At 73.5% G+C, this 15,773-nt stretch carries 9 protein-coding genes; 4 read left to right on the top strand and 5 right to left on the bottom strand.

Annotated elements, in window-relative coordinates; translation table 11 throughout:
- Positions 1 to 98: 98 nt before the first annotated feature.
- Together ACULK2_RS03485 and ACULK2_RS03480 are read left to right on the top strand one after the other, a co-directional pair.
- Positions 99 to 2,978, top strand: coding sequence for an MMPL family transporter (locus ACULK2_RS03485; protein ID WP_445968958.1), 2,880 nt, complete (start codon positions 99 to 101; stop codon positions 2,976 to 2,978).
- Positions 2,975 to 4,840, top strand: a complete 1,866-nt coding sequence (locus tag ACULK2_RS03480) for a YhgE/Pip domain-containing protein (protein WP_445968959.1) — start codon at positions 2,975 to 2,977, stop codon at positions 4,838 to 4,840. Before ACULK2_RS03485 ends, ACULK2_RS03480 begins: the two co-directional genes overlap by 4 nt.
- A gap of 27 nt (positions 4,841 to 4,867) precedes the next feature.
- On the opposite strand, the gene nhaA is transcribed toward ACULK2_RS03480, so the two are convergent.
- Positions 4,868 to 6,739 carry a Na+/H+ antiporter NhaA gene (gene nhaA / locus ACULK2_RS03475; RefSeq protein ID WP_445968960.1) on the bottom strand — a complete coding sequence of 624 codons (1,872 nt, stop codon included), beginning with the start codon at positions 6,737 to 6,739 and terminating at the stop codon, positions 4,868 to 4,870.
- An 89-nt stretch (positions 6,740 to 6,828) separates the two neighbouring features.
- The gene (locus ACULK2_RS03470; RefSeq protein ID WP_445968961.1) at positions 6,829 to 9,321 is read right to left on the bottom strand and encodes an FAD-dependent oxidoreductase; all 2,493 of its coding nucleotides are present in this window, start codon (positions 9,319 to 9,321) and stop codon (positions 6,829 to 6,831) included.
- Between the two features lie 145 nt (positions 9,322 to 9,466).
- On the opposite strand from ACULK2_RS03470, the gene merB reads away from it, so the two are divergent.
- Positions 9,467 to 10,207 carry an organomercurial lyase gene (gene merB / locus ACULK2_RS03465; RefSeq protein WP_445968962.1) on the top strand — a complete coding sequence of 247 codons (741 nt, stop codon included), beginning with the start codon at positions 9,467 to 9,469 and terminating at the stop codon, positions 10,205 to 10,207.
- 99 nt (positions 10,208 to 10,306) lie between these two features.
- Complete coding sequence (locus tag ACULK2_RS03460) at positions 10,307 to 11,350, top strand: T6SS phospholipase effector Tle1-like catalytic domain-containing protein (protein WP_445968963.1); 1,044 nt, start codon at positions 10,307 to 10,309, stop codon at positions 11,348 to 11,350.
- Positions 11,351 to 11,391: 41 nt separating this feature from the next.
- On the opposite strand, the gene ACULK2_RS03455 is transcribed toward ACULK2_RS03460, so the two are convergent.
- The 3 genes from ACULK2_RS03455 to ACULK2_RS03445 all read right to left on the bottom strand — a co-directional run bounded on the left by ACULK2_RS03455 (position 11,392) and on the right by ACULK2_RS03445 (position 15,615).
- Positions 11,392 to 12,693 (bottom strand): hypothetical protein, encoded by a 1,302-nt coding sequence (locus tag ACULK2_RS03455; protein ID WP_445968964.1) that lies wholly within the window; start codon positions 12,691 to 12,693, stop codon positions 11,392 to 11,394.
- A gap of 2 nt (positions 12,694 to 12,695) precedes the next feature.
- Complete coding sequence (locus tag ACULK2_RS03450; protein WP_445968965.1) at positions 12,696 to 14,537, bottom strand: gluzincin family metallopeptidase; 1,842 nt, start codon at positions 14,535 to 14,537, stop codon at positions 12,696 to 12,698.
- Positions 14,538 to 14,691: 154 nt separating this feature from the next.
- Positions 14,692 to 15,615: an oxygenase MpaB family protein gene (locus ACULK2_RS03445; protein ID WP_445968966.1), complete on the bottom strand. Its 924-nt coding sequence runs from the start codon at positions 15,613 to 15,615 to the stop codon at positions 14,692 to 14,694.
- Between the last annotated feature and the right edge of the window lie 158 nt (positions 15,616 to 15,773).

Below are 15,773 nucleotides of genomic sequence, written 5' to 3'. Positions count from 1 at the left end.
CTCTCGTCATGCCGTCTCCGCGCCGGATCATTGCGGCACGCGGCACCCGGGCCATATGTTGAGGGTTCATCGACTCCGCTTCGGGGGGAGTGTGAGACGTGTCCTCGGCACTGCACGCGCTCGGGCGCTGGGCGTACCACGCCCGGATCATCGTGGTGCTCGTCTGGGTCGGCGTCCTCGCCCTGCTGTTCACGATCGCGGGGCTCGTCGGCACCGGCACGAACAACACCTACGCCTTCCCGGGGACCGAGTCGCAGGACGCGCTGGATGCCCTCGGCCGGACGTTCCCGCAGTTCTCCGGGACCTCGGCGCAGCTCATCGCGGTCGCCCCGCAGGGCGGCGACGTCACGGACGACGCGTTCGAGTCGGCGGTCGGAGACGCGATCACGGCGCTCGAGGCGATCCCGCAGGTCTCGGGCGTCAGCTCGCCCTACGACAGCGGGTCGTCGGCCGACATCGCCTCGGACTCGTCCGCGGTCCTCGTGACGATCCAGCTCACGGTCGGCACGGTCGACGTGCTGCCATCCACGTCCGACGCCCTGCAGGCCGAGGGCGCGACGCTCGAGGGGAACCTCCCCGACGGCTCGCAGGTCGCGGTCGGCGGCGCGCTCTACTCGCAGGTGAACCCGGGGATCGGCATCAGCGAACTGACGAGCATCCTCATCGCGCTCGTCGTGCTCATCGTCACCTTCGGTTCGCTCGTCGCGGCCGGCATGCCGATCACGACCGCGCTGGTCGGGGTGGGCGCAGCGGTCGCCGTCGTGCTCGCGGCGACGCGCTGGCTCACGATCACCTCGACCGCTCCCCTGCTCGCGGTCATGCTCGGCCTCGCGGTCGGCGTCGACTATTCGCTCTTCATCGTCTCGCGCCACCAGGACCAGGTGAAACGCGGGATGCCGCCCGACGAGTCGGCCCCCCGCGCGGTCGCGACCGCGGGCTCCGCCGTCATGTTCGCGGCGACGACCGTGATCATCGCGCTCCTCGGACTCGCGGTGGCGCGGATCCCGTTCCTCACGATCACCGGCCTCTCGGCGGCGCTCGCCGTCGCGACCGCCGCGCTCGTCGCGCTGACGCTCACGCCGGCGCTGCTGTCGTTCGCGGGGTGGCACGTCGTGCCGAAGCGGTTCCGGCCGGGGCACGAGCCGCCGGCGGAGGACCCCGGGGAGGGGGACGGCGCCGAGGAGGCGGACGCCGCGTCCGCGCGCGAACCGGACCCTGCGCCCGTCGCCGAGACCGACGACGACGCGCCCGTCGCCGAGGCGTCCGACGAGCCAGCACCCGACGCCAGACCGGGCGGCTTCTTCGGACACTGGGTGCGCGGCGCCATCCGATGGCCGGCGGTGACGGTGGTGCTCGTCACCGCACTGCTCGCACTCGCGGCGGTCCCGGCGGCGAACCTGCGCCTCGCCCTGCCCGACTCGGGCTCGCTGCCCGAGGGCGCGCCCGGCCGGGTGACCTACGACCTCGTCGCCGAGCACTTCGGTGCGGGCGCGAACGGGCCGCTCATCCTCACCGGGTCGGTCATCCAGAGCACGGACCCGGTCACCCTCGTCGACGACATCGCGGCCGAGGTCGCCGACGTGCATGGGGTCGCGGCGGTGCCGCTCGCGACGCCCAACGAGACGGGCGACACCGCGGTGATCCAGGTGATCCCCGACGGGGCGCCCGACTCCGAGCAGACCGAGGATCTCGTGCACCGCCTGCGGGCCATGCACGACGCGTTCCTCGAGGACTACGCGGTCGACCTCTCGGTGACCGGGTACACGGCGCTCGGTATCGACATCTCGGAGCGGCTCGGCGGCGCGCTGCTGCCGTTCGGGTTGCTCGTCGTGGGGCTCTCGCTCGTCCTCCTCGCCATGGTCTTCCGCTCGATCGTCGTGCCGGTGACGGCGGCACTCGGCTACGTGCTCTCGATCGGCGCGGCCTTCGGGCTGACGAGCCTCGTCTTCGTCGACGGATTCCTCGCCGGCCCGCTGAACGTCGAGTCGGTGGGCGCGGTGACGAGCTTCATGCCGATCATCGTCATGGGCGTGCTCTTCGGGCTCGCCATGGACTACGAGGTGTTCCTCGTCAGCCGCATGCGCGAGGAGCACCTGAAGGGCGCCGAGCCCCGACCGGCGATCGAGCGCGGCTTCCACGCGTCGGCGCGCGTCGTCACCGCCGCGGCGATCATCATGTTTACCGTGTTCGGCGGGTTCATCCTCAACGGAGAGGCGGCGATGCAGCCGATCGCGTTCGGGCTCGCGACGGGGGTCGCGATCGATGCCTTCATCGTGCGGATGACGCTGACGCCCGCGGTGCTCGCCTGGTTCGGGCGGCACGCGTGGTGGTTCCCGGCAGGGCTCGACCGCTCGCTCCCCCGCTTCGACGTCGAGGGCGAAGGGCTCGCGCGCGAGGACGAGCTGGCGGACTGGCCCGAACCGGGAGACGCGCACGCGATCGTGGGCGAGGGCGTCGCCGTTCGGCGCGAGCCGCGCCTGGTGGGCATCGGCGTGCGCGTCCGGGCCGGTGACGCGCTCATCGTGGTCGGGGCCACCCCCCGGGAGCGCCGCGCGGTGCTGCTCGCGCTGACGGGCCGCCGCCCGGTCGTCGACGGACGGCTGAAGTGCCTCGGCCTCGTCCTGCCCGTGCGCGCGGCCGGCGTGCGCGCGCGGAGTGCCGTGGTCGAGATCACGCGCGTCGCCGACCCCGCCGCCGCCGTGGCGGAGGCGGCGGCCGACGGCCCCGCACTGCTCGCGATCGACGGGATCGACCGCCTCGCCGACGGGATCGCGCGCGACGAGCTCCGCGAGGTGCTCACGGGAGCCGCGCGCGGAGCGGAGCGACGGACGGGCCACCCGCTGACGCTGCTCGTCTCGTGCGAGGTCGCGGCGGCGTCGGACGCGGTGCTGCCGACCGGGATCGCCCGCACCGTGCTCGAGCCCGCGGCATCCGATCACCCCGACGTGCCGACGGTGATGACGGAGGCGACGAGGTGACCGACCACGCGTTCTCATCGTCCCGGGGCGCCGAACCGCTCGGCGTGCTCGGCATCGTCGGCGTGCTGCTGCTGCCGCTCGCGATCGCCGGGCTGCTCGCGTGGGGCCTCGCGGCACCCGTGAGCGACTTCGAGCGGGTCACCGCGGCCGTGGTCAACGACGACGAGCCGGTGCAGCTGAACGGGCAGACGGTGCCGCTCGGCCGCGAGTTCGCCGCCGGCCTGATCGGCGGAACCGCCGGCGAGGGCGCCCCCGACGACCCCGGTCCGGACGCGACGGCGACGCCCGCGCCGACCGGCACGAACTTCACGTGGATCCTGACGAACGACGACGACGCGGCGACCGGCCTCCGCGACGGGCGGTACGCGGCCGTGATCACCATCCCGCCGTCCTTCTCCGCCGACGCGACCTCGATCTCGGGGCCGGCAGCGGATGCCGTCCACGCGACGCTCCGCGTCCGGACGACGCCCGCGTCCGCCTACCTGGACCCCGCGCTCACGGAGGTCATCACGCAGGCCGCAGTCGCGACGTTCAACGCCCAGCTCACCGAGCGCTACCTCGGGAACGTCTACGAGGGCTTCAACGCGATCAACGACCAGATCGGGCAGGCGGCCGACGGCGCCGCCGAGCTCGCGTCCGGCGCGTCGTCGCTGGCGAGCGGCGCGGAGTCGCTCGCCGCAGGCACGGCCTCGCTCGCGAGCGGACTGGACTCGCTCGACGCCGGCGCCGCGTCGCTCGCCGCGGGGCTGGCGCGACTCGACGCCTCCGTCCAGGCGCTGCCGTCCGACACCGCGCAGCTCGCGGCGGGGTCGGCCCAGGTCGCCGCGGCGCTCGACGCGATCGCCGCTGCGCTCGACGGCGCGACCGCCGAGGTCGCCGGGGTCGTCGACGATCTCTGCGCTGCTCGGCCCGGGCCCGTGTGCGAGCGCGGGCGGAGCGTGCTCGCGCGTGTGCGCGCCGTCGACGGCGACGTCGACGCCCTGGCCTCCGGTGCCGATCAGGTCGCGGCGGGGAACGCGCAGCTCGCAGCCGGGATGCCCGGTCTCGTCGCCGGCGCCGATGCGTCGTCGGCGGGCGCGGACGAGGTGGCCGCCGGTGCCGCGGAGAGTGCGGCCGGCGGCGAGCAGGCGAACGTCGGCGCGCAGGAGGTGGCCTCGGGCGCGGACCAGACGTCGTCGGGTGCCGCGCAACTCTCCGACGGGCTCGCACAGGCCGTCGAGCAGATCCCGACGTATTCGGACTCCGACATCACCACCCTCTCCTCGGTCGTCGCGCAGCCTGCGCTCACCGACATCGAGGTTCCCCCGAGCGGAAGCCAGTCGGTCCCGCTGTTCGCGACGTTCGCACTCTGGGTCGGCGCGATCGTGCTCGCGCTCGCGCGTCGGGCGGTGCCGCAGCGACGGCTGTTCACGTCGACCTCGACCGCGGCGATCGCGGCGCGCGCGATCTGGCCCGGTGCGGCGCTCGGCGCCGCCCAGGGACTGCTGATCGGCCTCGCGCTGCAGCCCGCGCTCGACGCGGGCATCGCCCCGCGCGTGGGGTTCGCCGCAGCGGCCGTGCTCATCGGAACGGTGTTCGCCCTGGTGAACCACGGACTCGCCGCCGGGTTCGGCGGGCCGGGGCGCACCGCCGCCGCCATCGCCGCCGTGATCGGCCTGGCCGCGGGAGTCTCCTCGACCGTGCCCGCCGCGATCGCGGAGACCGCGGATCTCGTGCCCACCGGCCCCGGCCACGGCCTGCTGCTCGCCGGGCTCGGCGTCGGCTCCGGCTGGGGCGATCTCGTCGCGATGCTCGTGTATGCGGCGATCGGGACGGCGCTCGTCGTCGTCGGGGTCGCAGCCCACCGCACCGACGCCCCGTGAGCCCCGCAGGCGCCGGCGGCCGCCGCGTCAGCGCGCCGCCGGCTCCTCCGCCGGCTCCTCCGGCGGAGTCGACGCCTCGAGCGACCGGATGAGGCTGCGCGAATCCCACGGTCCGATGTGCCGGCGGCCGTTGACGAAGAAGGTCGGCGTCGAGTGCAGGTCCATGAGCTCGGCATCGATCTGGTCGTCCTCGACGCGTCGCACGACGGCGGGCGACTGCAGGTCCTCGAGGAACCGCGGCACGTCGAGGCCGATCTCCAGCGCGTACCGGCACAGGTCGTCGGTCTCGAGCGCGTCCTGATGCTCGAAGAGCATGCGGGACATCTCGAGGAACCGGCCCTGCAGCGCCGCCGCCTCGTACGCCTGCGCGGCGAGCTTGGCGTGCGGGTGCACGCCCTCGAGCGGCAGGTGACGCCACACCCAGCACACGTCGTCGCCGAATCGCCGGATCACCTGGTCGATCGATCCCGTCGCCCGACTGCAGAACGGGCACTCGAAGTCGCCGTACTCGACGATCTGGTGGGGCGCGTCGGGCCGGCCGCGGTAATGGTCGCGGGCGGGGTCGAAGGGTCGCGCGAGCACCTTCCCGACCGCCTGCGGCGGGCTCAGGCGATCGGCCACGGCGAAGATCACCCAGCCCAGTCCGAAACCGACGAGTGACGCCGTGAGCACCCCGACACGGGCGTGGTCCTGCGTCTCCGGGTCGGCGATCGCGAGTCCCACGATGAACAGCGAGATCGTGAAGCCGATGCCGGAGAGCGCCGCGCCACCGGCGATGCGCGGCATCCCGAGCCCGGGTGCGAGGCGACCGATGCCGGTCGCGCGGACGATCGCCGTGGCCGCGGTGATGCCGACGAACTTGCCGACCACGAGGCCCGCGATGATCGCCCACGTGAGCGGCGACGTGAAGGCGGCGCCGAGCGTCTCGGCGTCGAGGTGCACGCCGGCGTTCGCGAGGGCGAAGATCGGCAGCACGAGGAATGCGATGTACGGCCCCCACTCGGCCTGCAGCCGGTCGTTGATCGACAGCGATTCGCGGAGGCTGCGATTCACCGCTGCGGCGTACTGGGCGCTGGGCGACTCGCGGAAGGCGAGGGTGAGTTCGGCGGTGCGCTCGACGTCGACGCGGCGTGGTGGGAACACGGGGATGAGCAGGGCGACGGCGACGCCGGCGAGCGTGGGGTGGATGCCGGCCTGGGCGATCGCGATCCACAGCGAGATGCCGAGGACGGCGTAGGCGAGCCCCCGGCCGGCCCGCAGGTAGCGGACGAGCGCGATCGCCACCATGAGCACGGCGGCGATCGCCAGGGGCACGAGGTCGAGCCCCGTGTTGTAGAAGATGCCGATCGCGAGCAGCGCCCCGACGTCGTCGACCACGGCGAGCGTGAGGAGGAACGTGCGCAGCCGCGCCGGGAAGGGGGGCCCGATGATCGCGAGCGCGCCGAGCAGGAACGCGGTATCGGTCGAGATCACGACGCCCCAGGCGCCGACCTCTCCGGTGGGGAGGGCGATCACCACGAACAGGAGCGCGGGGATCACGAGGCCCGCGATCGCGGCGACGATGGGCACGATGGCCCGCGTCCGGTCGGTGAGCTCGCCGATCGTGAACTCGCGCTTGACCTCGAGGCCGACGACGAAGAAGAACAGCGTCATCAGCCCGTCGTTCACGACGTCGTGCAGCGTGGCGTGCAGCTGCCATCCGCCGAGGGCGACCTCGAGCTCGGTGTCCCAGAACTCCTCGTACGTCGCGCCCCAGGGTGAGTTCGCCCACAGGATGGCGAGCACCGTGCCGACGAGCAGGAGCGCGGCCGCCGACCGGTCGCTCGACCCTCGGCGCAGCCGGACCTTGCGGCGAGCGGCGCTCGTCGTGGTGTCCGGTGCCGTGGCGGGCGCACTCATGCGCCAATGCTAGGGGCGGATGGCGCGAACACGTGAGCAGTCCAGGGAACACCCCGCGACCCCGTTCGGGGGGTCGCGCGCGCGGGCGCTCAGATGAACAGCGTCGTCCCCGACTTCTCGGCCTCGCCGAGGAACGTCGCCACGCCGCCGAACTCGATGTCGTCGAGCAGGTCGGTGTCGGCGATGCCGAGGAGGTCCATCGTCATGGTGCACGCGATGAGCCGCGCCCCGGCGTCGCGGGCGGCCGTCATCAGCTCGGGCACCGACTGCACCTCGTGCTCCTTCATGACGTGCTTGATCATGGCGGGGCCGGCGCCGGCCATGTTCATCTGCGAGAGGGGCAGCCGATCGGGACCGGAGGGCATCATCATGCCCATCATCCGCTCGAGCGCGCTGTGGTCGCGCTTCGGCGCGTGTTCTCGTCGCAGCGCGTTGAGGCCCCAGAACGTGAAGAACATCGACACGCGCTGCCCCATCGCGAGTGCGCCGTTGGCGATGATGAACGCGGCGAGCATCTTGTCGAGGTCGCCCGAGAAGACCACGAACGAGGTCTGGTTCCTCCGCTCGACCACTGCGGTGGCACCGGATGGCGCGGCGCCGCCCTTGCGGAACGCCGCGACGAATCCCGGACCGTCCGGCGTCATCGACAGGACCTCGTGCCCGTGGCTCGCCGCCCACGCGGGGCCGTCGCTCACGAATCCCGGGTCGGAGACCCGGACGACGACCTCGTCGCCTGCGGCGAGGTCGCCCATCGTCGCCGAGAGCCGCATGATCGGGCCGGGGCAGGCGAGGCCGGTGCAGTCGAGGTCGACCGACCGCCCGGTCCCCTTCGCGGCGGCGATGAGGTCGACGGCCTCGGCGTATGCGATCTCGGGCGGCGGCGCCGCACTCGACGCCGGCTCGACCTCGTGGTGGAAGCGGAAGGTGTTCGACCCGCCCGAGAGCGTCGCGACATCCGCGAAGCCGCGCTGCACGAGCAGCCGGTAGGCGAGGTAGCTGCGGAACCCGACCGCGCAGTACAGGCGAACGGGGACCGAGCGGTCCCACGTCTCGCTCGCCGCGCGCAGCGTCGCGAGCGGCACGTTCTCGGCACCGGGGACGTGCCAGATCCCGAACTCCTCCGGCGTGCGCACGTCGACGAGCCTGGTCCCCTCGATGGCCGCGGGCCACTGGTTCGCGTACCAGAGCACGAGGTCGCCCCGCAGCACGTTGCCCGCGACGAACCCGGCCATGTTGACGGGATCCTTCGCCGAGCCGAACGGCGGCGCGTAGGCGAGTTCGAGCTCCTCGAGGTCGTGCACCGTGCCGCCGAGCCGGATCACCGTGGCGAGGACGTCGAGCCGCTTGTCGACCCCGTCGAACCCGGCGACCTGCGCACCGAGGATCCGGCCGTCGCCGGGCGAGAACAGCAGCTTGACGTGCATCTGCGCCGTGCCCGGGTAGTAGCCTGCGTGCCCGGACGGGTGGATGTGGACCGTGCGGTACTCGATCCCCTCGGCGACGAGCTGGCGCTCGGTGGCGCCCGTGCCGCCCGCGACCATGTCGAACACCTTCACGATCGACGTGCCCTGCGTCGAGCGGTACTCGGTGTCGCGCCCGCACATGTTCTCGGCGGCGACGCGCGCCTGGCGGTTGGCGGGCCCCGCGAGCGGCGTGATCCACGAGCCCGGCAGCACGGTGTGCGGGGTCTCGACGGCGTCGCCGGCGGCCCAGATCGACGGGTCCGAGGTACGCATGTGCGTGTCGACTCGGATGCCGCCGCGCGGGCCGAGCTCGAGGCCGGCTGCGGCCGCGAGGCCGACGTTCGGCCGGACGCCGGCCGACAGGACGACCAGCTCGGCGTCGACGAACCGGTTGTTCGTCAGCTCGACCGTGACGCCCCCACCGGGCCGTTCCGTGAACGCGGCGGCGCCGGTCGAGAGGAGGAGATCCACGCCGCGGCTGCGGAGGTGCTGCTCGACCGGGACCGAGACCTCCTTGTCGAGCGGCGGCAGGATCTGGTCGGCGAGCTCGACGACGGTCACGGACGCGCCTCGATGCTGCAGGTTCTCGGCCATCTCGACCCCGATGTAGCCGGCCCCGATGACGACCGCGTGCACCGGTGCGCCCGCACCGGGTCGGGATGCCGCGGCGGCGAGCGCCTCGTCGAGTCGCGCCTTGATCTCGTCCATGTCCGTGACGTTCCGCAGCACGTGCACGCCCGGCAGGTCGATGCCGGGAAGCGGTGGGCGGAGCGGGTCGGCGCCCGGGCAGAGCGCGAGGCGGTCGTACGACTCGACGTACTCCCGGCCCGTCGCGGCCTCGCGCACGGTGACCGCCTTGCCTGCGCGGTCGAGCGCGACGACCTCGGAGCCCACGCGCACGTCGATGTCGAGCGACTCGCGCAGGCTCTCGGGCGTCTGCAGCAGCAGGCGACTGCGATCGGCGATGACCTCGCCGATGTGGTACGGCAGCCCGCAGTTGGCGAACGAGACGTGGTCGCCGCGCTCGAGCACGACGATCTCGGCGAACTCGTCGAGGCGGCGCGCGCGTGCCGCGACCGATGCTCCGCCCGCGACACCGCCGACGACGACGATCTTCATGCTGCGCTCCCCTCCGCCACGGCCCGCGACGCGGCCCGGCCGTCGCCCGATGCTAGGCGCGCCGCACGCGCGGTGAGCGGGCCATCGGTCCCGCGACCCCGTTCGGGGGCCGCACCCGGCCGACCACCCGGCGTACCCTGCACGCATGGGGGCGCGCGGGGGCGACGACGAGGGGCACGACGTCGACGGCGCGGCCGCGGAGCGGGTCCGCCTCGCGGTCTACCTGGGCTTCGCGGCCGATGGCCGGGCGCCCTCGCGCGACGAGCTGGTCCGAGCGGCGGCGACGGATGCCTCGGGCGTCGACCGCGCACTCGCGACGCTCGCCGCGCAGCGGCACGTCGTCCTCGACGACGCAGGTCGCATCGTGATGGCCCATCCGTTCGCGAGCATCAACCTCGGTTTCTCGGTCATGGGCGAACGGACGCTGTGGTGGGGCGGCTGCGCGTGGGACTCGTTCGCGATCCCGAACCTGCTGCCCGACGTCCGAGAGGTGCTCGTCGCGACCACCTGCCCGGCGTGCGGCGCCGCGCATGCGTGGGTCGTCGACGCCGACGGCCCGCCCGCCGGTGACCAGGTCGCCCACTTCCTCGTGCCGACGGCGCACATCTGGGACGACGTCGTGCACACCTGCGCGCACCAGCGGATCTTCTGTGACGAGCGCTGCGTCGAGGCGTGGCTGGCCGCCACGGGGAACGTGCGCGGTTCGGTCTTCGACCTCGCGACGCTGTGGCGGCTGGCCGCGCACTGGTACGACGGGCGCCTCGGCTCCCCCTACGTGCGACGCGAGCCGTCGGCGGCGCGCGCGTACTTCGAGCAGGTCGGCCTGTCGGGCGCGTTCTGGGGTCTCGGCGCGGACGCGGCATCCGCCCCGCCCGGATCGGACTGAGGCCGGAACCGCACGGCTCTTCCTCCGCGACGTCGGCGGGGAGTACCGTGACGATCGGGCGGGCTCGGCGGGGGGCCGGGCGTCCGGGGGGACGCGATCATGGCGCGGAATCTGGTGCTCTGCCTGGACGGGACGGCCGGCCAGGTGCGGGGCGAGGCCGACTCGAACTGCGTGCGGGTCTACGAGCTGCTCGACCTGTCGGACGAGCAGCTCCAGGTCGCGTACTACGACCCGGGCGTCGGCACCTTCGCCTCGCCCGGCGCGTGGACGCCGCTCGCCCGCGGACTCTCGCGCCTCGGCGGTCTGGTCTACGGGGCCGGCATGCGCCAGAACCTCGGCGAGGCGTACGCGTGGCTCATGCAGAACTGGCGCCCCGACGACCGGATCTTCGTGTTCGGGTTCAGCCGCGGCGCGTTCACGGCCCGGGCGCTGGTCGGGATGCTCCGGCTCGTCGGGCTCATGCGGCCGGGTTCGGAGAACCAGCTGCAGTACGCGGTCGCGAAGTACGCGCGCCGCGGCGGCGAGGGCCGGATCCCCTGGGACGAGATCCACCGCTTCTCGCGCCTGTTCGCCCAGCAGGTGGACGGCCGCAGCACCATCCCGGTCGAGTACCTCGGGCTCTGGGACACGGTGAAGGCGCTGGGCGTGGTGCGCGTCGCGCCCGACTGGCCGTACACGAGGCAGCTGCCGAATGCGCTGCACATCAGGCACGCCGTCGCGATCGACGAGCGGCGGCGCCCGTTCCGCGAGTACGAGGTGCGCACGAAGGCGCCGGAGACGCTCGAGGAGGCCTGGTTCGCCGGCGTGCACTCGGATGTCGGCGGCACGTTCGCCGACGACCCGAAGCTCTCGACCATCGCGCTCAAGTGGGTGCTCGAGGGCGCGCTGGCGCGCGGGCTCCGGGTCGACTCTCGCCGCACCGCGGCGGCGTTCGACGGATTCTCGGGAGCGTACGCCGCGGGCGCGGCCCACCGGAACGGTGCGGCCTGGAGCCTGCTCGTGCCCAGACGCCGGCCGATCCCGGCGGGCGTTCGGGTGCATGCGAGCGTGCGCGAGCGGATGTCGGCCACGGACTACCGGCCGCCCCTCCCCGCCGACGCGACCTGGATCGACGAGGACTGGGCGACGCTGCGCCCGACCTGAGCGGCCCTGCCGCGGGGCCGGAGCCGGGTGGGGCGGCCGGTTCAGGGCACGGTGAACCGGACCTCGCTCCAGAGCCCGTCGGGTCCGACCGTGAGGTCGAGGGCGTCGTCGCCGTCGTCCGCCGCGGCGGCCGGGTCGTCCGCACGGATCACGTGCGCGCCGCTCTCGTGCAGTGCTGCGAGGATCTCGGACTTCGGGATGCTGTCCTGCCAGGCCTTCACGGTTCCCACCGGCACCATCGCGACGCCGCCCGCGTGCACGAGCTCGCGCGCGACCGGCTTCGGCGTCGCGTTGTGCGAGCCGTGGTGCCCCACCTTGTAGAACGCCGCACCGGTGACGAGCGCCTTCGACGCCGGGTCGCCGAGCACGTGCTCCCAGGCGCCCTGCTGCGAGTCCCCGACGAAGACGAACCGCGTGCCGCGCACGTCGAGCACGAAGAACAGGCTCGTGTTGTTCACCGAGCGTTCGAGGACGGATGCCGCGCGCAGCAGCGCCTCCTCGTCGAGGGCGAGCTGTCCGAGCCGCATGGCGTCGCGCGCGCGGACCAGCTGGGTCGGGATGCGGCCGGAGACCTCGTCGCGCGGCACCTCGTACATGCGGTCGAAGATGTCGTGGTCCTCGTCGCGGCCGAGTTCCCGCGCCGCCTCCTCGAGCCAGTGCACCGCGGCCGGCGGGTCCATCCGCTTGAGGAACTCGGGGTCGCGGCTCGGCCCGAGCACGTGCACGACCGCGCCCTCGACGGGCAGCTCGACGCGATTCTCGCCGGCCTCTCGTCTCGGCAGGTACCTCACCCGGTGCTGCGCGCCGCCGCCCTTGAACCCCCCGTCGACGAGCCGCGTCGCGGCCGCGAGGTTGGGGCCGGAGTTCACGGCGAAGTCGAGCGCGAGCATCATCGAGCGGCCGAGCGACTCGACGGGTCGGCCGTCGGCCGCGCGCTCGAGCATGCCCTGCAGCGCGGTCGCGGACGCGCTCAGCCCGTCGCGGAGCCCCTTCGCGTCCGGATCCGCCTCGTCCTCCACGAACGGCACCCAGACCTCGCCGACCTCGACCGCCTCCCACGCGTCCTTCGCGAAGCCCGAGACGTGGTCGGAGTGCCGATGGGTCGCGGCGACGACGTCGAGTCGCGGCATCCCGTCGTCGCTCTCGTCGGCCAGCTGCGCGATGACGGCGTCGACGACGTCGCCGATGGAGCGCGGCACGTCGCCGATGCGGGCGCGGCCGTGGCTGTGCACGCCGCAGTCGACGAGCATGCGCCACCGCGCGTCGCGATCGGCGACGGTCACGAGGAAGCAGTCGCCGAAGCCGGGGTTGTACATGCGGATCGTCACGGTCGCCTCGGACATGGTCAGCCCTCCTCCGGTGCGTGCAGGCTCGCGAACGTGAGCCGTCCGACCGCGGGCTCGTCGAGCCAGGCGGCGAGCGGGTCGCCGTCCTCGACCTCGTCGAACCACTCGGTGATGTCCGCCAGTCGCGCGACGCCGGCCGCGTGCTGCTCGCGCGCGTGCGACCTGAGCGGCTCCGGCAGCTTCGCGATCGCGGCGGGATGCGTGAACGGCAGCGGCTTCGGCACCAGCCAGGCGACCCGGCCGTCGACGTTGGCGATGACCGTGCAGGCCGCGTGGAGCCGCGTTCGGGTGTCCCGGTCCGGCCCGGACTCGAGGTCCTCCCGCCGCTGGACGACCTGGATGAAGATCCTCGGGTGCGGTTGCCCGTCGGCGCCGCTCTGGAACCCGACGTGCATGCCGAGCACTCGGATGCGGCCCGCGTCGGGGTCGAGCCCGAGCTCGACGGCGTGCGCCTTCGCCCAGGCCACGGTCTGCGCGTACACCGCCTTCGAGCGCTCGCGAGCCGCGTTCCCGGCGGCGGTGACCGAGGATGCCGCAGGGTCGAGCTTGATCGTCGAGTCGAGGATCAGCTGCCCCAGGTCGACGGGCGCGTCACCGGCCGTGAGGCTCAACGTCGTCGCGGGCCGTCGCCAGAGGAGCGCCTGGTCGGCGAGCGAGACCACCCCGGGCGGGAAGATGCCGCGACGGCGCAACGCCTCGACGAGGTGGCCGCGCAGGTGGATCCGGTCGTCGGGGAACAGGTCGCGGTCGGCCGTGATCACGGCGCGCACGACGTCGCCGAACGTGACGTCGACCGCGGGCAGGTAGTCGAATCCGCGGACCACCATGCCGAGGATCCGGTCGGCGTTCTTCGTCGCCTCCGAGGCGATGCGCCGGACGAGGTCCGGCGAGAGCTCGCCGTCGCCGAGCACGCCGGAGCCGCCGGTCGCGAGGCGCCTGAGGTCGGCGATCTGCGCCCGGTAGGTGGCGAGGTAGGCGTCGAAGACGGCGGCGACGAAGATGGCGCCCCGCCGATGCGGCTCGCGCGCCGCGTGGAAGTCCGCCGGGTCGGGCGCCGAGCCGACCGCCGATCGCAGCGGACCGCCGCGCCCGGTCGACCGGCCGAACTCGTCCGCGAGCGAGAGGAGCGCCGTGGCATCCGACAGCTCGCTGCGCGAGGCGGCCACGAAGTCCTCGACGATGTCGGTGAAGAGGAAGTGGTGGAAGAGCGCGACGAGGTCGGCGAACGCCTCGTGGAAGGCGAAGACGTCGGAGTTCGTCGCGATCGTGAAGAGCGGACGCATCCGGTGCACGATCGCGTGGGTGATCTCGTGGGCGATGATGTCGACCGACAGGCACGTGAACATCAGCTGGTGCGGCAGGCTCGCCTGCGTGTCCGTGTCGTCCGCGCGGTAGTAGCCGAAGAGGACCGCGCGCCGCTCGGGGTCGAAGTAGGCGTTCCGGCCGTAGAAGGCGTGCGGGACGAGGCGCAGCCGGTCGTCGCCGCGCCACCGGAAGCGGCGGCCCGTGAACCGCTGGAAGCGCTCGATGACGCTCATCGTGATCGCGTAGACGATCTGCTGGTGCGACCGCGGATCGCTCTCCGACGGCCGCAGGCCGTCCTGGGCGAGCACGGGCGGGTCGTCGAGGTCGACCGGCTGGTACCAGCGCCGCCTGGTCGCGTCGTAGTCGACGACCTGCACGAGCTCGCCGTCGGGGCCCGGTCTGAGCCCGGTCTCGAACGGGATGTCGACCGTGAGGAACTGGCCGCTCAACCGCGAACTCATCGGGTCGAACGCGAACGCGCGCAGGAGGCGGCGATCGGGCGCCTGAATGGCGGGCACGTTGTGAGTGGAGAGCATCGCAGGCCTCCTCGACCAGGCTGGAACGCATGATGCTGCCGTGCATGGCCGAACCTAGCGACCCGCGCCCCGGCCGGCAACAGTGCTGACCCTGAGGTCTCGGATCGACCGCGTCATGACGGATCCCGGCACGACCGGAGCCCCTGAGCAGCGGCTACGTGCGCGACGCCGGCTCGGACTCGCCCGCGAGCCTGGCGAGGCGCGCTCTCGCGTTCTGCTCGCTCGGCGACATCCGCCCGAATCGTCGGACGCCGATCGCGAGCACCGCGCGCGTGAGCGTGACGGCGGGCCACCACGGCCGCCGGAGGCCGAGCAGCGCGCGCTCGCGCGCCTCGAGCGACGCGACGGCGCCGCCGAAGAGGATGGGGTAGATCGCGCCGACGACGCCCGGCAGTCCCGGCCGCCGGAGGAAGCGGACGGCTGCGGCGACGCGCTCGTCCGGCCGGGCGTCGGCGAGGAAGCCGTCGAGCTCGGCGCGGAGTCCGGCGAGGGTCGTCGGCGGTTCGCGCACGCCCATGAGCCGGCCGACCTCGGCCCACTCGCGCACGTACGCGTCCGGCCCACCCGGGATCGGGCCGCCCCATCGCTCGTGCGCGCCGATGAAGGCCTGGGTGAACGCGTCGTGCACCCACCGCAGCAGGTCCTCGTCGTTGGCCGCGTAGGGGCGCACCGCGCCGAGCGCGTCGACATAGGTCCCGGTCACCCGCTCGTGCAGGCGCGAGACCGACGCGCAGGCGGCGGCCGCGGCGCGCCGGTCGCCGAACGTGGTCGTCGCGACCCACCGGACCGTGCCGTCGAGCCGGCCGAGCGGATCGTCCCGGTAGCGCGAGTGGTCGTGGACGCCGGCCATCGCCCCCGGGTGGAGGGTCTGCAGGAGGAGTGCGCGGATGCCGGCGACGAGTGTCGGCAGGGCGCCGTTGACGGCCCACACGGCGCTGCCGGGACCGAAGAGCCCCGCGTCGTCGCCATCGGCGAGCGCGCGGGTCCACGCCGGAGGCGGGTCGTGCGGCCGTCGGAGCGGGCTCCACCGCGGCGGCGCGGTGCGCGCGCTCCCCCTCCGGCCGGAACCCTCGCCCATGCTCCGACGGTAGGCGCACGCACCTCCGGCGCACCTGCGGATCTGCTGCGAATGGCCCTGCGCGGGCGGGCGTCCGTCCGGTGCGCCGGCAGCCCGGTGCGCCCGGCCGCGCGATCAGGGCTCGGTCACGGTGCGGTCACGACCTCCTGCGAGTCAGC

The organism is Agromyces molybdatiresistens (genome assembly GCF_052748445.2).
Note: the sequence above shows the minus strand (reverse complement) of the source record. Positions and strands in the feature narration are given on the sequence as shown.